Here is a 23241-nt window from a genome sequence, read left to right on the forward strand (position 1 = left end):
GCGCCCCGGACGGCACCGCTCGGCGAGGCCGGCGGGGGCGCGCCTCAGCGGATCCCGCCGCCGACCACGCCCGCCTCGACCGCCAGCGACAGGCGGTCCGTGACCGCCCACTCGACGCCCACGCCGGCCACCGGCCGGACCGCGATGTCCTGGCGCGCGAACGGCAGCGACCCCGGGGTCGGCCCGACGCGCAGCGTCTGGTGCAGGGCCAGGGCGCCGGTCTTGGCGTAGACCAGCACGTCCGGCGCGACGAGGGTGCCGACCTTCACCTCCAGGGATCCGGCGAAGTCGTTGGAATAGGCGAGCCGCCCGTAGCCCGGCGTGAGGTTGCCGCCGAGGCCGGCGAGATAGTCGAACCCGCCGCTGATGCCGTAGAGGATCGGGCCCTCCTGCCACATCCGGCCGCCCTCGAACCCGATGGTCGGTCCCGAATAGCTGCCGAGATGCCGGGACGTGCTGACCGCGTAGCCGGTCGACAGGCGGGCGTAGGAGCCGGTCCAGCGGCCGTACGCGTCCTCGGGCATCTGCGGCCACGCGAAGGAGGGCAGCGGCGCGAAGCCGATGGACGGCCAGAACAGCGCCTGGGCGGCGGCGGGACCGGCCGGGAGCCAGCAGGCCCCGAGCACGAGGCCGGCCGCGAGGCGGCGGAACGGACGGGAATCGGCGCGTCTGCTCATGCCGCCATCCTACCCGAAGGCACCGGATCGCGACAGGCTTGGCCGTGGCCGCCCGCGGGATCGTGCGCGCCCCGCCCGCCGCTGACCGGGCGCTCAGATTTTTCCGTCGAGGCCCATCTGGTAGTACTTGTGGGTGATCTTGTCCTGGTTCTCGAGGAGCCAGTCGATCGAGGGCTCGTTGGTCATGGCCTTGCGGATCGCCTCGGTCATGCCCCGGCGCTGGATGTCGAACAGCGCCTTGTGGTCGACGTGCTGGGCCTCGATGACGCCGGGGCTGAGCCAGACCGAGCAGATGATGCCGAGGTCGTTGGCCTTGTGCTTGGGGATGTAGCCGGCGCGCACGGCGTCCAGCACGCCGTTGGCGATGGCGAACTGGACGGTGCCCATCAGGATCGAGGTGTACTTGCTCTCGGTGACACTGACCTTGGACACGCACAGGGTGACCGGGCGGACCATGATGTCGGTGTTGAGCAGGGCGAAGACGCGGCTGTGGCCGACGACCTGATCGCCGGTCAGCGTGGCCAGGGCGGTGCCGACCGGCCCGTCGAGCTCGCCGATGATGACCTCGGGCTCGGAGGCGGTGTTGGGCGGCCCGCCCGCGACCAGGGCCTCGCCGGCCCGCAGGATGATGCGCTCGTTCATGCTGTCCCTCGTGGCGGTCGGGCGATCCGGCTCTGCCCGACGGCGCGGCTCCTAACACCGGCCCGCCGCGCCTGTCGACGCGGGCGGGCGCACGCCACCGGCTGCGGCTCCGCGGCGCGGGAGGAGGGGGCGGCCGGAGGGGGGCGGCCGTCGCGGCCGCCCGCCCGGTCAGTCGCGCACGATGACCTTGGTGCCGACGCGGACCCGGTCGTAGAGGTCGGTCACGTCCTTGTTGGTCATGCGGATGCAGCCGGACGAGACCGCCGCGCCCATCGTCTCGGGCTCGTTCGAGCCGTGGATGCGGTAGAGCGACGAGCCGAGATAGAGGGCGCGGGCGCCCAGCGGGTTGTCCTGGCCGCCGGCCATGTACCGCGGCAGGTCGGGGCGGCGGGCCAGCATCTGCTGCGGCGGGCGCCAGTCCGGCCACTCCTTCTTCATGGTGACGGTCTTGGTGCCGGACCACGAGAAGCCCTGCCGCCCGACGCCCACGCCGTAGCGGACCGCCGCGCCGCCGCCGAGCACGTAGTAGAGTCGGCGCTGGCGGGTCGAGACCACGATGGTGCCGGGCTTCTCCTTGCCGGTCCACGCCACCGTCTCGCGCGGGATCGCCTGGCTGCGGAAGATGTTGAGGAAGTCCGCGATCGGACCCCTGTCCAGCGGGTTGGCGGCCGCCGCCGGGGCGCTCCCGAGCAGCAGGCCCGCGAGCCCGAGTAGCGCGATCCGTCTCGCCATGGTCTTCCGTCCTCCGTTCGTCGCGGCGCGGGGACTCGCGGGTCTTCGCGGGTCTTCGCGGGTCTTCGCGGATCTCGGCGGGTCTTCGCAGATCTCGGCCAAGCCCGCGCGGAACCCCTGCGCGCATGGGGCGAGCCGGCCCGGACTTCACGGCAAGGTTGAGGCCGGGCCGCCGGTATGGCCACTTCCGGGCGCAGCTGTGTGCTGCGCGCAACACTGGGCGGGTGGCGCGACGCCGTGGGTGATTGCGCGCGGCGACCGCCGTGCTTATCTCAGACTCGTGATCCGATCCGCCGCTCTCCTGACCCGCCGCGCCGCGGGCCTGCCGGACCGCCTCGCCCGGGGCCTCGCCGCGCTGGCGCTGCTCGTGCTCGCGACGGCCGCGCTGGTGGCTGCGCCCGCGCGGGCCGAGGCCGCGCGCCCGGAGGGCCCGGCCTGCGCCATCGCGAGCCCGCGCCTGACGATCCTGTCCGGCACGCCGGACGCGCAGCCCGAGGCTAAGCGGTCCGAGGCCAAGCGTTCGGTCTTCGGCCGCACCGATCTCTGCGCCGCCGACAGCGAGATCCTCACCGAACTGGGGCTGCCGCGCCCGCCGGTCGACGCGCCGCGCCCCCGTCACACTGTCAACGCATCGTTCGACTACAGGTCCGACAGCGTACCGGCCTCCGCGCCGGACGGTTCGCCGCACCGGCCTCCACGCCGGGCCTGACGCGCGCGCCGGTCTCGCGGCCGGCATGATGGCGCGCCCGTCCTGATCTTCGTCCGACCGGCCTCGTGACCGGTCCCGGGATCTGACTCGACGATGCGCGGGCCCACGCTCCGCGCCAGCCTCAGCAGACGCATGCTTTCAGGAGCGTCGGTAATCGTGACCCGCACTTTGTCCGCCAGAATCCCGTCGTCGTTCCGCGCCTCGGCCCGCGCGACCGCCCTCCTGCCCGCGGCCCTGCTCCTGCTGGGTGTCGCCGCCTGCAACCCGAAGCAGGTCGCCGCGCCGGCCCCGCCGGTGCCGGAGGTCGGGTTCGTCAAGGTGGAGCCCCAGGCGATCCCCTACCTGCGCGACCTGCCGGGCCGCGTCGCGCCGATGCGCATCGCCGAGGTCCGCTCCCGGGTCTCCGGGCTCGTGGTCAAGCGGCTCTTCGAGCAGGGCAGCCAGGTCAAGGAGGGCGACATCCTCTACAAGATCGACCCGGCACCCTACGAGGTCGAGCTCGCCAGCGCCGAGGCGGCCCTCGCCCGCCAGGAGGCCGCCCTGGTGCTCGCCCGCCAGCAGGCCGACCGGCTCGAGCAGCTGCTCTCCCGCGCCACCGCGAGCCAGGCGCAGTACGACGCCGCCTTCGCGGCCAAGAAGCAGGCGGAGGCCGAGGTGGCCGGCGCCAAGGCGACCCGCGACCGCGCGCAGCTCAACCTCGGCTGGACCGACGTGCGCGCGCCGATCACCGGCCGCATCGGCCGGGCGCTGCTCACCGAGGGCACGCTGATCGAGCCGGGCTCTACGGGCGCGCTCGCCACGATCCAGCAGCTCGACCCGATCTACGTCGACATCACCCAGTCGGTCGGCGAGCTGAACCGCCTGCGCCGGGACCTCGCGAGCGGCGAGCTGGCGCGGCTGGAGGACAACACCGCCAACGTCCACCTGATCATGGATGACGGCTCCCTCTACCCGCTGGCGGGCCGGCTGCTGTTCTCGGACGTCACCGCCGACCCGAGCACCGGCCAGGTGACGCTGCGGGTGCAGTTCCCGAACCCGCACGACGAGCTGTTCCCCGGCATGTACGTGCGGGCGCGGATCAAGCAGGGCATCGATTCCGACGCGATCGCGGTGCCGCAGCAGGCGATCCAGCGCACCGACGACGGCCGCGCCGAGGTCTGGATCGTGCGCGCCGACGAGACCGTGATGCGCCAGCCCGTCGAGGTCGGGCCGGTGGTCGGGCAGAACTGGCTGATCCGCTCGGGCCTCAAGGCCGGCGAGCGCGTCATCATCGACGGCTTCCAGAAGATCACCGTCGGCGCCAAGGTGAAGCCCCTCGACCAGACCCCGGTCCACGGCGAGACCGGACCGAAGCACGACACCGACGAGGCGCCCGACGTGCCGGGCGACAAGGCGGAGGTCACCCCGCGGGCCGCCGCCGTCCAGCAGCGCCACTGAGTCCGGGAGAGCCCGATCATGGCACGCTTCTTCATCGACCGCCCGGTCTTCGCCTGGGTGGTGGCGCTGTTCATCTGCCTCGGCGGCGCGCTCGCCATCCCGAACCTGCCGGTGGCGCAGTACCCGGTGATCGCCCCGCCCTCCATCGCCCTGTCCACGGCCTATCCGGGCGCCTCCGTGGAGAGCCTCTACATCGGCACCACCCGGCTCATCGAGGATGAGCTGAACGGCGCCGCCAACATCATGAGCTTCGAATCGACCACCGACTCGTTCGGCTCGGTCAACATCACCGCCACCTTCCAGCCCGGCACCGACCCGTCGCTCGCCTCGGTCGAGGTGCAGAACCGGCTGAAGCGCGTGGAGGCGCGTCTCCCGGCCGAGGTGCGCCAGCAGGGCATCCTCGTGGAGGAGGCCTCGGCCGCGACCCTCAACATCATCACCCTGGTCTCCAAGGACGGGTCGATGGACGAGGTCGGCCTCGGCGACTTCCTGATCCGCAACGTCATCAACGAGATCCGCCGCATCCCCGGCGTCGGCCGCGCGACGCTCTACTCGACGGAGCGGTCGCTGCGCGTCTGGGTCGATCCCGACAAGCTGCGCGGCCTCTCGCTCAGCGCCTCGGACGTCACCGACGCGATCCGCAACCAGAACGTCCAGGTCGCCTCAGGCTCGGTCGGCGCGCAGCCGAGCCCGACCCGGCAGGCGCTCACCGTGCCGATCATCGTGAAGGGCCAGCTCGGCACGATCGAGGAGTTCGGCGCCATCGTGCTGCGGGCCAATCCCGACGGCTCGAACGTGCGCCTGCGCGACGTCGCCCGGATCGAGCTCGGCGGCGACGCCTACCAGTTCTCCACGCGCCTCAACGGCGGCCCCGCCGCCGGCATCTCGGTGACGCTCGCCCCGGACGGCAACGCGCTCGAGACCGCCAAGGCGATCCGCGCCAAGATGGTGGAGCTGTCCCAGTTCTTCCCGCCGGACCTGAAATGGGACATCCCCTACGACATCACCCCGGCGGTGGAGGCCTCCATCGAGAAGGTGCTGCACACGCTGGTCGAGGCGGTGGTGCTGGTCTTCCTCGTGATGTTCCTGTTCCTGCAGAACATCCGCTACACCCTGATCCCCACCATCGTGGTGCCGATCGCTCTCATGGGCACGGTCACGGTGATGTGGATCTCGGGCTTCTCGGTGAACGTGCTCACCATGTTCGGCATGGTGCTGGCCATCGGCATCCTGGTCGACGACGCCATCGTGGTGGTGGAGAACGTCGAGCGGATCATGAACGAGGAGGGGCTGCCCCCCAAGGAGGCCACCAAGAAGGCCATGGGGCAGATCACCGGCGCGATCATCGGCATCACCCTGGTGCTGATCGCCGTGTTCATCCCGATGGCGTTCTTCCCCGGCTCGGTGGGCATCATCTACCGGCAGTTCTCGATCGCGATGGTGACCTCCATCGCGTTCTCGGCGCTGCTCGCCCTGTCGCTGACGCCGGCGCTCTGCGCGACCTTCCTGAAGCCGATCGAGAAGGGCCACGGCCACGCCAAGGGCGGCGTGTTCGGGATGTTCAACCGCTTCGTCGATCGCGAGACCGCCCGCTACGGCCGCGGCACCGCGGCGTTCATCCGGAAGTCCGGCCGGGTGATGCTGGTCTACGTCGCGCTGGTGGCGGGCACGGCCTACGCCTTCGTCAACCTGCCGGAGGGCTTCCTGCCGGTCGAGGACCAGGGCTTCTTCACGGTCGACATCCAGACGCCCCCGGGTGCCTCCTACAACCGCACCCAGGAGGCGGTGCGCAAGGTCGAGGAGCACCTGCTGGCGCAGCCCGGCGTCGCCACCGTGACGATGCTCAACGGCTTCTCGTTCTCGGGGCAGGCCCCGAGCACCAGCCAGGCCTTCGTCACCCTCAAGCCGTGGAGCCAGCGCGACGCCAAGAACTCGGCCGCCGCGCTCGTGGCCGGCACCAACGCGGCCCTCGCCACGTACCGCGACGCCACGGTGGACGCGCAGGAGCCGCCGCCGGTCGACAACCTCGGCAACGCGGCGGGCTTCTCGTTCCGCCTGCAGGACCGGGCCAACCGCGGCTACGCGGCCCTGCTGTCGGCCCAGGAACAGCTCCTGAAGCTGGCCTCGCAGAGCCCGGTTCTCCAGAAGGTGAAGATCGAGGGCCTGCCGCCGACCCCGCAGGCGGAGCTGGTGATCGACCGCGAGAAGGCGGCCGCGCTCGGCGTGAAGTTCGAGGACATCAACAACACGATCCAGCTCAACCTCGGCTCGGTCTACCCGAACGACTTCCCCAACCGGGGCAAGATGCAGCGGGTCTACGTGCAGGCCGAGCAGCTCCAGCGCATGAACGCGTCGGACATCCTCAACTACGCGGTGAAGAACGCCACCAACACGATGGTGCCGATGTCGTCCTTCGCGGAGCTGAAATGGAGCATGGGGCCGAGCCAGATCGTCGGCTTCAACGGCTACCAGTCGGTGCGCTTCACCGGCGAGCCGAACCCCGGCTACACGTCGGGCGACGCCATCGCCGAGATGGAGCGGCTGATGCTGCAACTGCCGAAGGGCTTCGGCTACGCCTGGACGGGTCAGTCCTACCAGGAGAAGCAGGCGGGCAGCCAGGCGAGCCTGCTGCTCGCCCTGTCGGTGCTGATCGTGTTCCTGTGCCTCGCCGCGCTCTACGAGAGCTGGGCGATCCCGGTCTCGGTGATGCTGGTCATCCCGCTCGGCGTCATCGGCGCGGTGGCGGCCGTGTACCTGCGCGGCATGCCCAACGACGTGTACTTCAAGATCGGGCTGATCACGATCATCGGCCTCTCGGCCAAGAACGCGATCCTGATCGTGGAGTTCGCCAAGGACCTCTGGAAGCCCGGCACCTCCGTGGTGCGGGCCGCGGTCGAGGCGGCGACGCTCCGGTTCCGGCCGATCGTGATGACCTCGCTCGCCTTCATCTTCGGCGTGGTGCCGCTGGCCATCGCCACCGGCGCCGCCTCGAAGAGCCAGCAGGCGATCGGCACCGGCGTGATGGGCGGCATGATCACCGCGACCGTGCTGGCGGTGTTCTTCGTGCCGGTCTTCTTCGTCGTCGTCATGCGCCTGTTCCGGCGCAAGGCGGTGGCGGAGGGCGAGGTGGCGGAGGCCGAGACGCGGCACGAGCCGGCGCGGGTAGCGGCCGAGTAGGCCGGCGCCGGCCGCGCGCTCCGTCATCGCGAGCGGAGCGACGTGACCCAGGGCAGCGCGCCGTCGCGCGGCGCCGCCCTGGATGGCTTCGGTGCGCTCGCCAAGACGGGGCGCGTCTAAGCCGCGATTCTGTAACGGGGATGAAGCGGGGAAAACGCGCTTCGGAACGCGCTTCGGAAGACACGAGATGTCGCGCCCCCGCGACAGGCTCGGCCCTCGTCTTGTATACAGATGGTCCGATGCTTGCTGACGCCGCGGTGGACACCGCCGGGGCAGCCGGCCGGTGGCGCATTCACGGTCTCGGAGATCCGCTTGTCCCGCTCAGCCCTGAAGACCCTCGCCCGCGGCGTGGCCGCGAGCACGGTCGCGACGTTCGCGTTCGCCGCGCTGCCCGCGCAGGCCGCCAACGTCTTCCGCTTCGCCTTCCAGGGTGACCTGAAATCCCTCGACCCGTACTCCCTCAAGGAGAGCTTCACGGAAGGGATGCAGCAGGCGGCCTACGAGTCCCTCGTCACCCTCGACAAGAACCTGAAATTCGCCCCCGGCCTCGCCGAATCCTGGGAGACGCCCGAGCCGACCCGCTGGCGCTTCCACCTGCGCAAGAACGTGAAGTTTCACGACGGCTCGCCGTTCACCGCCGACGACGTGATCTTCTCCGCCCAGCGCGTCCGCGCCCCGGGCTCGAACTTCACCACCAACGTGCCCGCCGACGCCGAGTTCGTGAAGGTCGACGACTTCACCGTCGACATGGTGCTGAAGAAGCCGAACCCGATCGCCATCGCCCAGTTCCCGACCTGGGTGATCATGTCGAAGGCGTGGTCCGAGAAGAACGGCGTCGTGCAGCCGACGCCGCCCAGCGCCACCAGCCCGAGCTACGCCACGCTGCACGAGAACGGGACCGGCCCGTTCGTGATCACCGAGCACCAGCCCGGCGTGAAGACCGTCTTCAAGAAATTCGACGGCTACTGGGGCACGGTCGAGTCGAACCTCGACGAGGCGGTGCTGACCACCATCGCCAACCCGGCGACCCGCGTCGCCGCGCTCCTCTCCGGCGAGGTCGACTGGATCGACCCGGTGCCGCTGCAGGACCAGCAGCGGGTCAACGCCAGCGGCACCGCCACCGTGATGGCGGGACCTGAGCTGCGCACGATCTTCCTCGGCATGGACCAGGACCGGGACGAGCTGAAGGATTCCAGCGTCAAGGGCAAGAACCCGTTCAAGGACATCAAGGTGCGCGAGGCCTTCTACCTCGCCATCGACGAGGACACGATCGCCAAGCGCGTGATGCGCGGGCAGGCGGTGCCCTCCGCGCTGATGATCGCCCCGGCCCTCTACGACCGCGGCGCCGAGTTCAAGCGCCCGGCCACCGACCTCAAGAAGGCCAAGGAGCTGATGGCCCAGGCGGGCTACCCGGACGGGTTCTCGCTGACCATGGATTGCCCGAACGACCGCTACGTCAACGACGAGGCGATCTGCCAGGCGGTGGTCTCGATGCTGGCCCGCATCAACGTCAAGGTGAACCTGAACGCCCAGCCGAAGGCCAAGTACTTCGCCAAGGTGCTGGCGCCTGCCTACGACACCTCGTTCTACCTGCTGGGCTGGACCCCGTCCTCACTGGACAGCCACAACATCCTCTACGAGATCGTCGGCTGCCGGAAGCCCGGCGACAAGTCGGGCCGGGGCAGCTGGAACCTCGCCGGCTACTGCGACCCGAAGATCGACGCGATCGCCGACAAGGTCGAATCCGAGACCGACAAGACCAAGCGCGACGCCCTGATCAAGGAGGGCTTCGACGTCCTCAACGCCGACTGGGGCTACATCCCGCTGCACCAGCAGGCGCTGGCCTGGGGCGTCTCCAAGAAGGTCCACCTGACGCAGCGCGCCGACAACCTGCTGCTGCTCTACTGGGTGTCGAAGGACCCGCAGTAGGGGCCGGGGCGTGCTCGCCTTCCTGCTGCGCCGGGTGATCCAGGCGGCCGCGGTCCTCGCGGTCGTCGGGCTCATCGCCTTCGCGATGTTCCGGTTCGCGGGCGACCCCGTGAACCAGATCGTCGGGCCCGACACCACCGTGGCCGAGCGGGCCCAGATCCGGACGGATCTCGGCCTCGACGACCCGGTCCTGGTCCAGTTCGTCCGCTACGCCGGCAACGTGGTGCGGGGCCAGTTCGGCATCTCGTACCAGTTCCGGCAGCCGGTCTCGCAGCTGCTCGCCGAGCGCATGCCGGCGACGCTGGAACTCGCCTTCTGCGCGACGGTCTTCGCCCTGGTGGTGGGAATCCTGATGGGCGTGTACTGCGCGCTGCGCCGGGAGTCCTGGCTCGCCGGGCTGTTCCAGGCGGTCTCGCTGATCGGGATCAGCCTGCCGACCTTCCTGATCGGTATCCTGCTGATCTACCTGTTCTCGGTGACGCTGGGCTGGCTGCCCTCCTACGGGCGCGGCGACACGGTGCGGCTCGGCTGGTGGACCACCGGCTTCCTGACCGCCTCCGGGCTCAAGGCGCTGATCCTGCCCTCGGTGACGCTCGGCCTGTTCCAGATGACGCTGATCATGCGGCTGGTCCGCGCCGAGATGCTGGAGGTGCTGCGCACCGACTACGTCCGCTTCGCCCGGGCGCGGGGGCTCACCACCCGCGCCGTCCACCTGCGGCACGCGCTCAAGAACACCCTGGTGCCGGTGATCACCATCGCGGGGCTGCAGCTCGGCTCGGTCATCGCCTTCTCGATCATCACCGAGACGGTGTTCCAGTGGCCCGGTATGGGCCTGCTGTTCGTCCAGGCGGTGCAGAACGTCGATATCCCGATCATGTCCGCGTACCTGCTGCTCGTCGCGCTGATCTTCGTGACCATCAACCTCGTGGTCGACATCCTCTACACGGTGGTGGACCCGCGCCTGCGGCTGCCCGCCGGGCGGACGGCGTGAGGTCGGACATGACGGACTCCTCCGCTTGGCCACCCCGTCATCGCGAGCGCAGCGAAGCGACCCAGGGTAGCGCGCGTCCGGTCGGCGTGGCGCTGCTGGATTGCTTCGCTCCGCTCGCAAAGACGGTGGCTGCCTCCCTGAGCTTCCCGACTGGACATGGCGTGAGGGGCGGCCGATGAGCGGATACGACCTCGACGCGGGCGACGCCCCGCCGGTCCCATTGCCGGAGGCGAAGCCCTCGCGGCTCGCGCGCTGGCGCGACTCCGACCTGCTGGCGAACTTCCTGCGCTCCAAGGTGGCGGTGGCGGCGCTGGTCGCCACGCTGCTGATGGTCGGTCTCGCCTTCGCGTCGCCGTGGATCGCCCCGCAGAACCCCTACGACCCGGCCCAGCTCGACCTGATCAACTCCAACCTGCCGCCGATCTGGCAGGCGGACGGTCAGGCGCCGTTCTATCTCGGCACCGACGACCAGGGCCGGGACGTGCTCTCGGCGGTGCTGTACGGCCTGCGCCTGTCGCTGATCGTCGGCGTGCTCGGGGTGCTGACCTCCGGGATCCTCGGCATCGCGCTCGGCCTGATCGCCGGCTACGCGGGCGGCTTCCTCGACACGCTGATCATGCGGGTCGCCGACGTGCAGCTCACCTTCCCGGCGATCCTGATCGCCCTGGTGGTGGACGGCGTCGCCAAGGCGAGCTTCGGCAGCGCCCTCGACGTCGGGCCCTTGATCGGGCTGATCGTGGTCTCGATCGGCCTGTCCTTCTGGGTGCAGTACGCCCGGACCGTGCGCTCCTCCGTGATGGTCGAGAAGGGCAAGGACTACGTCCAGGCGGCGCGGCTGATCGGCCTGTCGCCGCCGGTGATCATGGTCCGCCACGTCCTGCCGAACGTCACCGGCCCGGTCTTCGTGATCGCGACGATCAACCTCGCGCTGGCGATCATCACCGAGGCGACCCTGTCGTTCCTCGGCACCGGCCTGCCGGAGACCATGCCGTCGCTCGGCACGCTGATCCGCACCGGCAACCGGTTCCTGTTCTCCGGCGAGTGGTGGATCGTCGCCTTCCCGGGCCTGGCGCTCGCCGGGCTCGTCATCGCCATCAACCTCCTGGGGGATTGGCTGCGCGACGCGCTCAATCCGAAGCTGCAATGATCGGGCATCGTCATCGCGAGCGCAGCGAAGCGACCCAGGGCAGCGCGACATTGGTGACCATGGCGCCGCTGGATTGCTTCGCTCCGCTCGCAAGGACGGGAGTGGCCGTCCGACGGCCCGACGCCGGAACGGCCAAGGCATGACCGACACCATCCTCTCCGTGCGCGACCTGACGGTCGCCTTCGACACCCGCCGCGGGCCGCTCACCGCCATCGACCGGGTCTCGTTCGACATCGGCCGCGGCGAGATCCTGGGCGTGGTCGGCGAGTCCGGCGCCGGCAAGTCGGTGACCGGCTCGGCGGTGATCGGGCTGATCGACCGCCCCGGCCGGATCGCCGGCGGCGAGATCCGCCTGCGGGGCGAGCGCATCGACAACCTCTCCCCCGAGGCGATGCGGCGCGTGCGCGGCAAGCGCATCGGCATGATCTTCCAGGATCCGCTGACCTCGCTCGACCCGCTGTTCCGGGTCGGCGACCAGATCGTCGAGACCCTGCGCACCCACACCGACCTGTCCGCCAAGGCGGCCCGGACCCGCGCCATCGATCTGCTGGCCGAGGTCGGCATCCCGGCGCCCGAGCGGCGGATCGACGGCTACCCGCACGAGTTCTCCGGCGGCATGCGCCAGCGGGTGGTGATCGCGCTGGCGCTCGCGGCCGAGCCGGAGCTGATCATCGCCGACGAGCCGACCACGGCGCTCGACGTCTCGGTCCAGGCCCAGATCATCACGCTGCTGAAGCGCCTGTGCCGCGAGCACGGCACCGCGGTGATGCTGGTCACCCACGACATGGGCGTCATCGCCGAGGCCGCCGACCGGGTCGCGGTGATGTATGCCGGGCGGGTGGCCGAGATCGGCCCGGTCGCCTCGGTGATCGCCAAGCCCCACCACCCCTACGCGGTCGGCCTGATGGGGGCGATCCCGACCCTCTCGCAGGAGGCCGACCGGCTCAGCCAGATCCCGGGCTCGATGCCGCGGCTCACCGCCATCCCGAAGGGCTGCGCCTTCAACCCGCGCTGCCCGAAGGTCTTCGCCCGCTGCCGGGTCGAGCGGCCCGAGCCGATCCCGGTCGACGCGAGCCGGGTGGCCTGTCACCTGTACGATGCAGCGGAGCGCGCAGCGTGAGCGCCTACGTCGAAGTCACCGACCTGCGCCGCCAGTTCGACGTCTCGAAGCCCTGGCTCAACCGGGTGATCGAGCGCGAGCCGCGGAAATTCCTCACGGCGGTCGACCGCGTCGGCTTCGAGATCCGGAAGGGCGAGACCTTCGCGATCGTCGGCGAATCCGGCTCCGGCAAGTCGACGGTGGCCCGGATGGTGGTCGGCCTGCTGCCGCCCACGGCCGGCGAGGTGCGGATCACCGGCGTCTCGATGACCGACCCGCGCCAGGCCGCGGCGCGGCGGCGCCTGCGCGCCCGGATCCAGATGATCTTCCAGGACCCCTACGCGTCCATGAACCCGCGCTGGCGGGTCGGGAAGATCATCGCCGAGCCGATCCGGGCCTTCGACCTGATCCAGGGGGAGGGGGCGATCCGCGCCCGGGTCGGCGAGCTTCTGGGACTTGTCGGCCTCCACGCGGATGATTCCAAAAAATACCCGCACGAATTCTCAGGCGGGCAGCGCCAGCGGGTGGCGATCGCCCGGGCGCTGGCGAGTCAGGCCGAGTTCCTGGTGGGCGACGAGCCGACCTCGGCGCTCGACGTCTCGGTGCAGGCGCAGATCCTCAACCTGATGCGCGACCTGCAGGACCGGCTGGGGCTGACCTACCTGTTCATCTCCCACAACCTCGCCGTGGTCCGCCACATGGCGACCCGCGTGGGCGTGATGTATCTCGGCCGCCTCGTGGAGGTCGCGTCCGCCAGGGACCTGTTCGCGACGCCGCGCCACCCCTACACGCGGATGCTCCTCGACGCGGTGCCCGACCTCGCCCATGTCGGCCGCGCCCGGGTGCCGGTCTCCGGCGAGATCCCGAACCCGATCGACCCGCCGCCCGGCTGCACCTTCAACCCGCGCTGCCCGCTCGCCAACGACCGCTGCCGGACCGAGGTGCCGGCGCTCCTCGACGGCGTCGCCTGCCACGCCGTGCAGGAGGGGCGGGCCTGACAAGCGGGCCTGACAAGCGGGCCTGACATGCGGGCCCGGGGGCTGCCCCGGGCGGCCGTTGCGCTCGGCCCGCGCAGGCGCTATGGGCCGTTCCCGATGGGGATGGAGTTCCCCGAAACCGCCCGTCAGGGCTGATGACTCCTACCGCGAAACCGGCGGTGGGAGTGCGTCTTGCAAGTACCCGCCGCGACGGCGGGTTTCTCATGCCCGCCCGACGCACTGGAGCGCGCATGTCCTTCACCACCTGCATCCTGGTCATGATCGGCGGTGCCCTCGGCACCCTGGCCCGCTACGTCGTCTCGGTGCTGGCGCTGCCCATCAGCCGCGACCTGCCCTGGGGCACGATCCTCATCAACGTGACGGGCTCGTTCATCATCGGCCTGTTCGGCACGCTGACCCTGGCGCATGGGCGCTTCCCGGTCTCCGAGAACGTCCGCCTGTTCGTGATGATCGGGCTGTGCGGCGGCTACACGACCTTCTCGTCGTTCAGCCTCCAGACCCTCGACCTCATGCGGAACGGCGCGGTGGTCCGGGCCATGGTCAACGTGTTCGCCTCGGTGGTGCTCTGCGTCCTCGCGGTCGCGCTGGGCCACGTCGTGGCGGCCCACTGGAACGGCGGCGCCGTGCAGATCGCCCAGGTCAGCATCGAGGAGGACGGCTGACCGGGCGGCGGCTGCGCGCATCGGCGCGGCCCGGCCCTCACGCGTCGCGCCACTGGGCGAAGGTCGCGGCCTGCCCCACCGTCGCGCCGTCGCGGTCGAGCTGCCAGACCACCGCCTCGTCGATCCAGAAGCGCCGGCCGTCCTTGGCGATCCGCAGGCCGCGATAGCCGCGGCTGAAGCCCTCCCGGGTGACCGCGTCGAGGAGCCGCTGCCGCTCGGCCCGCTCGGGGGCCTCGGCCGAGAGCCGCGAGGGCAGGCCGACGAGCTCGTCCCACGCGTAGCCGAAGCAGGCCTGCGCGGTCCGGTTGGCGTAGACGAAGCGCGGATCCGCGCCCCCGTCATGGGCGAGCACCGCGAACGGGGCCTCCGCGTAGAGCCAGTCCGCGTCCGCATCCGCCGGCACCAGAGGCTCGCCGAGGCGCCGCGCGTAGCTGCCGGTGAGCAGGGCGAAGAAGTCCGGGTCTTGCGAGAGGTCCGTCATGATCCGCTACAGGACTGGGTCGGCGTCGATGCGCATGCGCAGGATCGCGTAGGGCGGCTGCTGCAGGTCCCGCCCGCGGTTGAATTCCGGCCGCCGGTTGACCTGGGCCGCCGAGATATAGAGCCACCGGTCCGGGGTGATCCAGAACGTGTCGGCCCAGACCAGCCGGTCGTCGGCGGCCAGCACCTCGACGGTGCCGTCCGGCAGGCGCCGGCCGACCGCGTTGTGCTCCTGCAGGCTGAGATAGACCCGGTCCCGGGAATCGGTGGTCAGTCCCCCGGTCATGCCCTTCTCGCCGAGATCCTCGACGGCGGCGGCCACGGCCGCGTCCGCGACGCCCGGATCGCGCAGGGCCGCGGTCTCGACCGCGTAGAGCCGCCGGCTCATCAGCGGCGCGTAGTAGAGGCGGCGGCCGTCCGGGCTGATCGCGATGCCGTTGGCGCCGCCCTTCGGGCTCTTCTCGGGCGCGTCGCCCTTCCGCTCCATCACGGGGCGGCGCTCCACGAACTTGACCAGGCCCTCCTCGGACCGCGTGCTGACGTGGTCCGCGAGGCGCCGCACCACCCGCCCGCTGTCGAGGTCGACCGCCAGGATCGCGCCCGCGCCGGACTGGCCCTGGTCGGTGACGTAGGCCAGAGCCCGCCCGTCGCGCACATCGACCCGCAGGTCGTTCAGGGAGGAATCCGGGCCGATGCCCGCGTCGAGGGGGATCGTCCGGCGGACGCTGTTCCGGCCGATATCGATTGCCAGGATCTTCGCGCCGCCCGGCACCGGCCGCCCCTTGCCCGCGGGCAGGCCGGCATCGAGGATCCAGAGGGTGTCGTCGCGGTCGAAGACGCCGTTGGGGACGTGGAACAGCGACGCCTGCGGCGCCCCCGGATCCGGGCGGTTGGTCGCCGCGTCCGGGTAGGGCTTCACCGACCCGTCGGGCAGCACCTCGCCGAGGGTGATCGGCTCCGCGCCGGTGAAGCGCGGCATCATCACGAAGATCCGGCCGCCCCGGGCGATGGCGAGCCCCGTGGGGGTCGAGGGCGCGTCCGCGGCGATGGCGAGCTCCAGCGTCCCCACGGGCCGGCTCGTCGGGGGCGACGGCGTCGCGGCGCGCGCCGCGGGGGCGGCGAGGGCCAGGAGACCGGTTCCGAGCAGGCGGCGGCGGTCGAGGCGCATGGGAATCCTGTCGCGGAGCTTGTCGGGGCGGGGGTCTTGGCGCGCCGCTCAACCTGTGGGGATGCCGGCCCAACGCGCGGGCCCGGCGCGCGATCCCGCGATGCGGTATCGCGGCGGCCTCGCGGCGGAATTCCGGGACCGGTCCCCGGGCCCGGTGATCGGGAGCCGCCTCGGGGCGGTCCACAGGTGCCGGGGCGCGACGCTGGCTCCGGCCCACGCCGTCACGCTAAGCACGGTCGTGCCGGGCGTTCGATTCGGCGCCGCACGGGCCGCGGCCCGGCTAGCAGATGTGGAGAGGTGGGACACGCATGGATCCCGAAGGATCCGAACCGGCGCCGGAGACCGCGCCCCGGCCCGCCGCCGGGCCGCTGCGGGTCCTCGCCCTGGCGGTGCAGAAGGGCGGGACGGGCAAGACCACCCTGGCGGCCTCCCTGGCGGTCGCCGCCGCGGAAGCGGGCGAGCAGGTGACCGCCCTCGATCTCGACCCGCAGAGCTCGCTGGCCGGCTGGGGGGCCCTGCGCAAGGCCGACGGCAGGAGCGACCGCGCGCGCGACGCCGTCGCGGTCGACCGGGTCCAGCCCTGGGAGATGGGCCAGCTCTCGGAGATCCTCGGCATCCTCGCCGAGCAGGGCACGACCCTCGCCGTCCTCGACACTGCCGGCAGCGCGTCCGGCCTCGCGCCGGCCCTGAAGGACGCCGATTTCGTCCTGATGCCGGTCCGCCCCTCCCGGCTCGACATCGTGGCCGCCCGGCCGACGCTCCAGGCGCTGGTCGGACTCGGCCTGCGGGAGCGGCTGGCCCTGGTGCTGAACCAGTGCCCGCCGCCGCCCTCGCCGCGCACCAGCGCCTACGCGGCGCAGCTGCGCGCCCTGGGCGTGCTGGCCGAGCCCGGGATCATCCACCGGGTCGACCACCAGGACGCCCTGGCGACCGGGCTCGGCGTCACGGAATTCGCCCCCGGCAGCCAGGCCGCCGAGGAGGTCCGGGCGCTCTGGGCCTGGGTCGACGGGAAGATGCGGTCGGCGCCCGCCCGCTGAGATCGGCCTTCCGCCGGGATCAGCCCTGGCCGAGGGCCGCGAGGATCCGCGCCCAGGAGCGCGTGCCCTTGTGGAAGCTCGTCAGGTCGTACTTCTCGTTCGGCGAGTGGATCCGGTCGTCGTCGAGGCCGAAGCCGATCAGCAGGGTGTCGCGCCCCAGGATCCGCTTGAAGTCGCCGACGATCGGGATCGAGCCGCCCGCGCCCACGGTCACCGCCGGCACGCCCCACTCGTCCTGCAGCGCCGCCTTGGCGGCCCCGAGCTGCGGCATGTCGAAGGGCAGGCTGATCGCCCGCGAGCCCTTGTAGGTGATGACCTCGACCTGGCAGTCGGCCGGCACCCGCGCGCGCACGAAGGCCTCGAAGCTCTCGGCGAGCCGCTTCGGGTCCTGGTCGTCCACGAGGCGGAACGAGACCTTGGCAGAGGCGGTGGAGGCGATCACCGTCTTGGTGCCCTCGCCCGTATAGCCGCCGATGATGCCGTTGGCGTCGCAGGAGGGGCGGGACTGCACCAGCTCGATCGGCATCCGCCCGCGCTCGCCCGCGGGCTCCTTGAGGCCGATCGGCCCGAGCAGCGTCTCCGGCGTCAGGCCGAGGCCGCGCCACTGCTCCAGCAACTCCGGCGGGCGCTCGTGAACGCCCTCGTAGAAGCCCGGGATCGTCACCCGCCCGTCCGCGTCGTGCAGGTCGGCGATGATCTTCGACAGAACGTGGATCGGGTTGCGCGCCGCGCCGCCGAAGAAGCCGGAATGCAGGTCGCGGTCGGCGCAGGTGACCTTCACCTCGAAATAGGCGAGCCCGCGCAGCGACGACGTGATGGCCGGGGTCTTCCGGTCCCACATGCCGGTGTCGCAGACGAGGACCACGTCGCAGCCGAGTCTCTCGCGGTTGGCCGCGACCCATTCGGGCAGGCCTTGTGATCCACTCTCCTCGGCGCCCTCGATCAGGATCGTGACGCCGCAAGGCAACTCGCCGTGCATGGCGATATAGGCCCGGCATGCCTCCACGAAGGTCATCACCTGACCCTTGTCGTCGGAGGCGCCGCGCCCGACGATCGTCTTGCCGCCCTGGCCGTCGTCAGCGATGTGCGGCTCGAAGGGCGGCGTCTTCCACAGGTCGAGGGGATCGACCGGTTGCACGTCGTAATGGCCGTAGAACAGGACGTGCGGCGCTCCCGGCTTCGGCCGGTGGGCCAGGACCACCGGGTGGAGCGAGGTCTCCTCCACCGAGGTCTCGAAGCCCAGCGCGGTCAGGTCCTGGGCGAGCCAGGCGGCGGCCTCGCGGCAATGCCCGGCATAGGCGGGATCGGTGGAGATCGACGGGATCCGCAGGAAGGCGAACAGCCGCTCCAGGGCGTTCTCCAGGTCCGTGTCGATGTCGTTGAGGATCGCGTCGAGCGCGGCCATCGGTGGCTCCGGGGTGCGGCGTGGACTCTGCGGGAAGGAGGGTTAGCCGAGGCGAGGTGGGGCCGGCAATGTCGGACGGTGCGGCGGCCGATATGCGCGCCGCAGGCGCGCCACCCTCGCTCACGGGTTGAGACGGCGCGCTCCGGAACAGGCGCAGATTGGAATGGTTATCGACCGGAAGCCCAGGCCGCGGCCCGCGCGTCGCTGCCGGTCGCTGCCCCGGACCGATCCGCTCCCGCCCGGCCCCGGCCGGCCCAGACCGTGGACGACATCATGCGCCTCGAGACCCAGCCGCCGGTGTCGGCGGACACGCCGATCGGCATCACGCTGACGATCAACGGGCAGCGGCGCGAACTGCAGGTCGCACCGTGGACCACGCTCCTCGACCTCCTGCGCGAGCGGCTCGACCTCACCGGCACCAAGAAGGGCTGCGACCACGGCCAGTGCGGGGCCTGCACGGTGCTGGTGAACGGCACCCGGGTGAATTCCTGCCTGACGCTGGCGGTGATGAAGGACGGGGCCGAGATCACCACGGTCGAGGGGCTGGCCGCCCTCGGCGACCGGGCGGGCAGCAACGCCCTCCACCCGATCCAGGAGGCGTTCATCGAGCACGACGCCTTCCAGTGCGGCTACTGCACGCCGGGCCAGCTCTGCTCGTCGGTCGGCCTGATGAACGAGGGCCACGCCCACACCCGGGACGAGATCCGCGAGGCGATGAGCGGCAATATCTGCCGCTGCGGCGCCTACACCAACATCGTCGACGCCATCGAGGACGTCATGCAGGGAGGCGCCCGATGAACCGCTTCGACTACGTCCGCGCCGGCACGGTGGCGGAGGCGGTGCAGGCCTTCGGGGCCGGGGCCCGCTTCATCGCCGGCGGCACCAACCTGATCGACCTGATGAAGTACGAGGTCGAGAAGCCGGGCCGGCTGATCGACATCACCCGCCTGCCCCTCGACCGGATCGAGGACAGCGGGGACGGCCTGCGGATCGGGGCGCTCGTGACCAACGCCAAGGCGGCCTACGACGATCGGGTCGCGGCCCGGTACCCGCTCCTGCGCAACGCCATCCTGGCCGGCGCCTCGGCGCAGCTGCGCAACGCCGCCTCCACGGGCGGCAACCTGCTCCAGCGGACCCGCTGCTACTATTTCTACGACGTGGCCACGCCCTGCAACAAGCGCGCGCCCGGCTCCGGCTGCCCGGCGATCGGCGGGATGAACCGCATCCACGCGATCTTCGGGACGAGCGCGCACTGCATCGCCACCCACCCCTCCGACATGTGCATCGCGCTGGCCGCCCTGGAGGCCACCGTGCGGGTGAGCGGACCGCAGGGCGACCGGTCGATCCCGTTCTCCGAGTTCCACCGCCTGCCGGGGGATTCGCCCGAGCGGGACACGAACCTCGCCCCCGGCGAGATCATCGTGTCGGTCGACCTGCCGGAGAGCCGCTTCCCGCAGCACTACACCTACCTGAAGCTGCGCGACCGCCTGTCCTACGCCTTCGCGCTGGTCTCGGTGGCGGCGGCCCTGGAACTCGACGGCGACCGGGTGAAGACCGCGCGGCTGGCGCTCGGCGGCGTCGCCCACAAGCCCTGGCGCAACCGCGAGGCCGAGGCCCTGCTGGAGGGCAAGCCCGCGACCCGCGAGAGCTTCCAGGCGGCGGCCGACCTGATCGTCGCGGAGGCCAAGCCCCAGTCGGAGAACGGCTTCAAGATCGATCTCGCCCGGCGCGCCATCGTGCGCGGCCTCGAGCAGGCCGCCGCCGGCACGCCCCAGTCGCTCAGCGACAAGCGCATCCAGTAGGTTCTGCCATGACACAGACCTTCAGCTCCACCGGCCGCGACACCTTCGTCGGCAGCCCGCGCAGCCGCATCGACGGGCCCGCCAAGGTGACCGGGCTCGCCAAGTACGCGGGCGAGTTCGCCGCGCCCGACCTCGCCTACGGCTATGTGGTGTCGAGTTCGATCGCCAAGGGCCGGATCACCGCCATCGACTCGGTCGAGGCCGAGGCGGTGCCGGGCGTCCTCAAGGTCCTGACCCACGAGAACCGGCCGCGGACCGCGTGGCGGGACAAGAACTTCCAGGACCAGGTGGCGCCCCCCGGCTCGCCGTTCCGCGCCCTCTACGACGACCTGATCGTGTTCAGCGGCCAGCCGGTCGCCCTGGTGGTGGCGGAGGATTTCGAGACCGCGCGCTACGCCGCGTCCCTCGTCCGCGTGAGCTACGCGATGGAGGAGCCCGGGACCGACCTGGAAGCCCTGCGCGGCACCGCCTACGACCCGCCCTACAAGCGCACGGGCATCAAGCCGCCGCCGGAGCCCTGGGGCGACGCCGACAAGGCGTTCGGCAGCGCGCCGGTCCGCGTGCAGGGCGCCTACAGCCTCGCCGACGAGCACCACAACCCGTTGGAGCCGCACGCCTCCACGGTGGTGGTCGAGCAGGACGGCACCTACACGGTCTACGACAAGATCCAGGGCGTCTCGAACAGCCACCAGTATCTCACCAACGTCTTCGGCCTGAAGCCCGATCAGGTCCGGGTGCTCAACCCCTATCTCGGCGGCGGCTTCGGCTCGGGCCTGCGCCCGCAGTACCAGCTGTTCCTGGCGATGCTGGCCGCCCAGGAGCTGAAGCGCTCCGTGCGCGTGACCCTGACCCGCGACCAGCTGTGGAGCTTCACCTACCGGTCCGAGGCGCTGCAGACGATCGCGCTCGGCGCCGAGGCCGACGGGAGGCTGACGGCCCTGCGCCACGACGCCGTCCAGGGCACCTCGCAGTACGAGGATTACCAGGAGGTCGTCGTCAACTGGTCGGGCGTCCTCTACCGGTGCGACAACGTCGCCCTCGGCTACCGGCTGGTGAAGCTCGACACGCCGACGCCCGGCGACATGCGCGCCCCCGGCGCGGTGACCGGCGTCTTCGCCATCGAGACCGCGATGGACGAACTCGCCTACGCGACCGGGCTCGACCCGATCGACCTGCGGCTGAGGAACTACGCCGAGTCCGACGCCACCGCCGAGGGCAAGCCGTTCGGCTCGAAGGAGCTGAAGAGCTGCTTCCGGCAGGGCGCCGAGCGGTTCGGCTGGGCGAAGCGCAGCCCTGAGCCCCGCTCCATGCGCGAGGGCCGGGAGCTGGTCGGCTGGGGCGTGGCCACCGGCATCTGGGAATCGATGATGATGCAGTCGAGCGCCATCGCGACCCTGACGCCGGACGGCCGCCTGACGGTCGGCAACTCCACCGGCGACATCGGCACCGGCACCTACACGATCCTGACGCAGATCGCGGCCGACACGCTGGGCCTGCCGATGGACGCGGTCACCACCAAGCTCGGCGACACCCGCCTGCCGGAGGCCCCGGTCGCTGGCGGCTCGTGGACGGCCGCCTCCTCGGGTACCGCCGTGATGAAGGCCTGCCGCAACGTCGGCGCGCAGGTGTTCAAGCTCGCCCGCGCCATGGAGAACTCGCCGCTGGCCAACGTCGACTTCGACCGCGCCGTGTTCGCGGACGGCCGCATCGCGGTCGCGGGCGATCCGGGCCGCAGCGTGTCGCTCGTCGAGGTGCTCCAGGCGGCGGGCGTCGACAAGGTCGAGGCCGTCGAGGAGGCCGGGCCCGACAAGGACTTCAATCAGAAATACGAGGCCTACACCCACTCGGCGATCTTCGCCGAGGTGAAGGTCGACGAGGAGCTGGGTCAGGTCCGGGTCACCCGCATCGTCTCGGCGATCGCGGCCGGCAAGGTGCTGAACCCGAAGACGGCGCGCAGCCAGATCCTCGGCGGCGTGGTGATGGGGATCGGCTCGGCCCTCGAGGAGGAGTCGATGCTCGACCACCGCATCGGCCGGTTCATGAACCACAACCTCGGCGAGTACCATGTGCCGGTCCACGCCGACATCTACGACATCGACGTGATCTTCGTGGAGGAGGAGGACAAGGCGAACCCGCTGGGCGTGAAGGGGCTCGGCGAGATCGGCATCGTCGGCACCGCGGCCGCCATCGCCAACGCGGTCTTCCACGCCACCGGCAGGCGGGTGCGCGACCTGCCGATCACCGTCGACAAGCTCCTGTGAATAGCGGATGTTTCACGGGAAACATTGACGGTTCGGCAAGGAGTCGTGCGGGTCACGCTGGGCCGCGCCGTCAGCGCGAGCGCAGCGAAGCGACCCAGGGCGGCGCGACATCGTCGAGCGTGGCGCTGCCTGGGTTGCTTCGCTGCGCTCGCAAGGACGAGGATGCGTCCGGGCCCTGCGAATAGGGACGGCGTGGAAATTTCCGTGAGCCCCCTGCTGGAATCCTGGCGCTTCTGGGCGCTCGCCGCCGCCGGCTTCGCGGCGCTGACCGCGATCCTCGCCAAGGTCGGGGTCGCGGGCGTGCCGTCGGACGTCGCGACCTTCGTGCGCACCGCGGTGATCCTGGTCTTCGCCAGCGCGATCGTGGTCGCCTCCGGGCAGGCCGGCGGCCTCGCGCAGATCTCCGGTCGGAGCCTCGTCTTCCTCGTCCTGTCGGGGCTCGCCACCGGGGCGTCGTGGCTCTGCTACTTCCGCGCGCTGTCGCTGGGCGACGCTGCCCGGGTCGCGCCGATCGACAAGCTCAGCGTCGTGCTGGTGGCGATCCTCGGCGCCACCCTGCTCGGCGAGACCCTCAGCCTCGCCGCCTGGGCCGGCGTCGCGCTGATCGCCGCGGGCGCGGCCCTCGTCGCCTCCGGACTGTGAGACCGTGCGCGCTGGCGCACCGATCCCTTAACGCGATGCGCGCATCCTGCGGTTGCCTCGCGAAAGGGGACCGTCATGGAATGGGTTTATCGCGGCTTCGAGACCTCGATGCTCGGTCTCGCTCTCTGTCTCGGACTCGGCGCCTGCCTCACGCTCGGCACCGCGCGCGTGCCGGCCGGAACGCTCTCCGTCACCCTGCCGATGCTCACGGTGACCGCCCCCGCGCCCTGAGGCGCGGGACCGGTC

At 71.2% G+C, this 23241-nt stretch carries 21 protein-coding genes and 1 riboswitch; of the genes, 15 read left to right on the forward strand and 6 right to left on the reverse strand.

The window, feature by feature from the left end:
• Positions 1-44 precede the first annotated feature (44 nt).
• The 3 genes from LXM90_RS02645 to LXM90_RS02655 form a co-directional block, all read right to left on the reverse strand.
• Positions 45-677, reverse strand: a complete 633-nt coding sequence (locus LXM90_RS02645; RefSeq protein WP_020091348.1) for an outer membrane protein — start codon at positions 675-677, stop codon at positions 45-47.
• A 93-nt stretch (positions 678-770) separates the two neighbouring features.
• Complete coding sequence (locus tag LXM90_RS02650) at positions 771-1319, reverse strand: formaldehyde-activating enzyme (protein ID WP_012321386.1); 549 nt, start codon at positions 1317-1319, stop codon at positions 771-773.
• Positions 1320-1487: 168 nt separating this feature from the next.
• Complete coding sequence (locus tag LXM90_RS02655) at positions 1488-2051, reverse strand: L,D-transpeptidase (protein WP_020091347.1); 564 nt, start codon at positions 2049-2051, stop codon at positions 1488-1490.
• A 280-nt stretch (positions 2052-2331) separates the two neighbouring features.
• Here LXM90_RS02655 and LXM90_RS02660 point away from each other — a divergent pair, with 280 nt between their 5' ends.
• The 9 genes from LXM90_RS02660 (at position 2332) to crcB (ending at position 14200) form a co-directional block, all read left to right on the forward strand.
• Positions 2332-2760, forward strand: a complete 429-nt coding sequence (locus tag LXM90_RS02660) for a hypothetical protein (protein ID WP_020091346.1) — start codon at positions 2332-2334, stop codon at positions 2758-2760.
• Between the two features lie 156 nt (positions 2761-2916).
• Positions 2917-4197, forward strand: coding sequence for an efflux RND transporter periplasmic adaptor subunit (locus LXM90_RS02665; RefSeq protein ID WP_026604651.1), 1281 nt, complete (start codon positions 2917-2919; stop codon positions 4195-4197).
• Positions 4198-4215: 18 nt separating this feature from the next.
• Complete coding sequence (locus LXM90_RS02670; protein WP_234081649.1) at positions 4216-7374, forward strand: multidrug efflux RND transporter permease subunit; 3159 nt, start codon at positions 4216-4218, stop codon at positions 7372-7374.
• A 312-nt stretch (positions 7375-7686) separates the two neighbouring features.
• Positions 7687-9303 carry an ABC transporter substrate-binding protein gene (locus LXM90_RS02675; protein WP_234081652.1) on the forward strand — a complete coding sequence of 539 codons (1617 nt, stop codon included), beginning with the start codon at positions 7687-7689 and terminating at the stop codon, positions 9301-9303.
• A gap of 10 nt (positions 9304-9313) precedes the next feature.
• A complete protein-coding gene (locus LXM90_RS02680; RefSeq protein WP_042672011.1) occupies positions 9314-10294 on the forward strand; it encodes an ABC transporter permease in 981 nt (326 codons plus the stop codon).
• 175 nt (positions 10295-10469) lie between these two features.
• A complete protein-coding gene (locus LXM90_RS02685; protein ID WP_042672010.1) occupies positions 10470-11441 on the forward strand; it encodes an ABC transporter permease in 972 nt (323 codons plus the stop codon).
• A gap of 139 nt (positions 11442-11580) precedes the next feature.
• Positions 11581-12561: an ABC transporter ATP-binding protein gene (locus tag LXM90_RS02690; protein ID WP_056524459.1), complete on the forward strand. Its 981-nt coding sequence runs from the start codon at positions 11581-11583 to the stop codon at positions 12559-12561.
• Positions 12558-13538: an ABC transporter ATP-binding protein gene (locus LXM90_RS02695; protein ID WP_056524456.1), complete on the forward strand. Its 981-nt coding sequence runs from the start codon at positions 12558-12560 to the stop codon at positions 13536-13538. Before LXM90_RS02690 ends, LXM90_RS02695 begins: the two co-directional genes overlap by 4 nt.
• A gap of 89 nt (positions 13539-13627) precedes the next feature.
• A riboswitch (Fluoride riboswitch) is annotated at positions 13628-13689 on the forward strand.
• 79 nt (positions 13690-13768) lie between these two features.
• Entirely contained in the window at positions 13769-14200 is a 432-nt protein-coding gene (crcB, locus tag LXM90_RS02700; RefSeq protein ID WP_020091338.1) for a fluoride efflux transporter CrcB, read from the forward strand.
• Positions 14201-14237: 37 nt separating this feature from the next.
• On the opposite strand, the gene LXM90_RS02705 is transcribed toward crcB, so the two are convergent.
• On the reverse strand, positions 14238-14681 hold the full coding sequence (locus tag LXM90_RS02705; RefSeq protein WP_234081656.1) for an MEKHLA domain-containing protein: 444 nt from the start codon (positions 14679-14681) through the stop codon (positions 14238-14240).
• Positions 14682-14687: 6 nt separating this feature from the next.
• Positions 14688-15848, reverse strand: coding sequence for an SMP-30/gluconolactonase/LRE family protein (locus tag LXM90_RS02710; protein ID WP_234081659.1), 1161 nt, complete (start codon positions 15846-15848; stop codon positions 14688-14690).
• 308 nt (positions 15849-16156) lie between these two features.
• Between LXM90_RS02710 and LXM90_RS02715 the strand changes: the two genes are divergently transcribed.
• Positions 16157-16885: a ParA family protein gene (locus LXM90_RS02715; RefSeq protein ID WP_234081662.1), complete on the forward strand. Its 729-nt coding sequence runs from the start codon at positions 16157-16159 to the stop codon at positions 16883-16885.
• A 19-nt stretch (positions 16886-16904) separates the two neighbouring features.
• Here the strand turns inward: LXM90_RS02715 and LXM90_RS02720 are convergent, their stop codons facing one another.
• Positions 16905-18290, reverse strand: coding sequence for a M20/M25/M40 family metallo-hydrolase (locus tag LXM90_RS02720; protein WP_020091334.1), 1386 nt, complete (start codon positions 18288-18290; stop codon positions 16905-16907).
• A 273-nt stretch (positions 18291-18563) separates the two neighbouring features.
• Between LXM90_RS02720 and LXM90_RS02725 the strand changes: the two genes are divergently transcribed.
• From LXM90_RS02725 to LXM90_RS02745, 5 genes are all read left to right on the forward strand, one after another.
• Positions 18564-19088, forward strand: coding sequence for a (2Fe-2S)-binding protein (locus LXM90_RS02725; protein ID WP_026604649.1), 525 nt, complete (start codon positions 18564-18566; stop codon positions 19086-19088).
• Positions 19085-20092 carry an FAD binding domain-containing protein gene (locus tag LXM90_RS02730; RefSeq protein ID WP_020091332.1) on the forward strand — a complete coding sequence of 336 codons (1008 nt, stop codon included), beginning with the start codon at positions 19085-19087 and terminating at the stop codon, positions 20090-20092. Before LXM90_RS02725 ends, LXM90_RS02730 begins: the two co-directional genes overlap by 4 nt.
• 8 nt (positions 20093-20100) lie before the next feature.
• Positions 20101-22353 (forward strand): xanthine dehydrogenase family protein molybdopterin-binding subunit, encoded by a 2253-nt coding sequence (locus tag LXM90_RS02735; protein WP_020091331.1) that lies wholly within the window; start codon positions 20101-20103, stop codon positions 22351-22353.
• Positions 22354-22557: 204 nt separating this feature from the next.
• Entirely contained in the window at positions 22558-22995 is a 438-nt protein-coding gene (locus LXM90_RS02740; protein ID WP_234081666.1) for an EamA family transporter, read from the forward strand.
• Positions 22996-23070: 75 nt separating this feature from the next.
• On the forward strand, positions 23071-23226 hold the full coding sequence (locus LXM90_RS02745; protein ID WP_020091329.1) for a hypothetical protein: 156 nt from the start codon (positions 23071-23073) through the stop codon (positions 23224-23226).
• Positions 23227-23241 lie beyond the last annotated feature (15 nt).

This window comes from Methylobacterium oryzae, assembly GCF_021398735.1.
GTDB lineage: Bacteria > Pseudomonadota > Alphaproteobacteria > Rhizobiales > Beijerinckiaceae > Methylobacterium.

What these genes read in the sequence shown, in the direction of transcription:
- LXM90_RS02645 (WP_020091348.1), bottom strand. Translation starts at nt 677, where the DNA reads ATGAGCAGACGCGCCGATTCCCGTCCGTTCCGCCGCCTCGCGGCCGGC.
- LXM90_RS02650 (WP_012321386.1), bottom strand. Translation starts at nt 1,319, where the DNA reads ATGAACGAGCGCATCATCCTGCGGGCCGGCGAGGCCCTGGTCGCGGGC.
- LXM90_RS02655 (WP_020091347.1), bottom strand. Translation starts at nt 2,051, where the DNA reads ATGGCGAGACGGATCGCGCTACTCGGGCTCGCGGGCCTGCTGCTCGGG.
- LXM90_RS02670 (WP_234081649.1), top strand. Translation starts at nt 4,216, where the DNA reads ATGGCACGCTTCTTCATCGACCGCCCGGTCTTCGCCTGGGTGGTGGCG.
- LXM90_RS02685 (WP_042672010.1), top strand. Translation starts at nt 10,470, where the DNA reads ATGAGCGGATACGACCTCGACGCGGGCGACGCCCCGCCGGTCCCATTG.
- LXM90_RS02690 (WP_056524459.1), top strand. Translation starts at nt 11,581, where the DNA reads ATGACCGACACCATCCTCTCCGTGCGCGACCTGACGGTCGCCTTCGAC.
- crcB (WP_020091338.1), top strand. Translation starts at nt 13,769, where the DNA reads ATGTCCTTCACCACCTGCATCCTGGTCATGATCGGCGGTGCCCTCGGC.
- LXM90_RS02705 (WP_234081656.1), bottom strand. Translation starts at nt 14,681, where the DNA reads ATGACGGACCTCTCGCAAGACCCGGACTTCTTCGCCCTGCTCACCGGC.
- LXM90_RS02710 (WP_234081659.1), bottom strand. Translation starts at nt 15,848, where the DNA reads ATGCGCCTCGACCGCCGCCGCCTGCTCGGAACCGGTCTCCTGGCCCTC.
- LXM90_RS02715 (WP_234081662.1), top strand. Translation starts at nt 16,157, where the DNA reads ATGGATCCCGAAGGATCCGAACCGGCGCCGGAGACCGCGCCCCGGCCC.
- LXM90_RS02720 (WP_020091334.1), bottom strand. Translation starts at nt 18,290, where the DNA reads ATGGCCGCGCTCGACGCGATCCTCAACGACATCGACACGGACCTGGAG.
- LXM90_RS02725 (WP_026604649.1), top strand. Translation starts at nt 18,564, where the DNA reads ATGCGCCTCGAGACCCAGCCGCCGGTGTCGGCGGACACGCCGATCGGC.
- LXM90_RS02730 (WP_020091332.1), top strand. Translation starts at nt 19,085, where the DNA reads ATGAACCGCTTCGACTACGTCCGCGCCGGCACGGTGGCGGAGGCGGTG.
- LXM90_RS02735 (WP_020091331.1), top strand. Translation starts at nt 20,101, where the DNA reads ATGACACAGACCTTCAGCTCCACCGGCCGCGACACCTTCGTCGGCAGC.
- LXM90_RS02745 (WP_020091329.1), top strand. Translation starts at nt 23,071, where the DNA reads ATGGAATGGGTTTATCGCGGCTTCGAGACCTCGATGCTCGGTCTCGCT.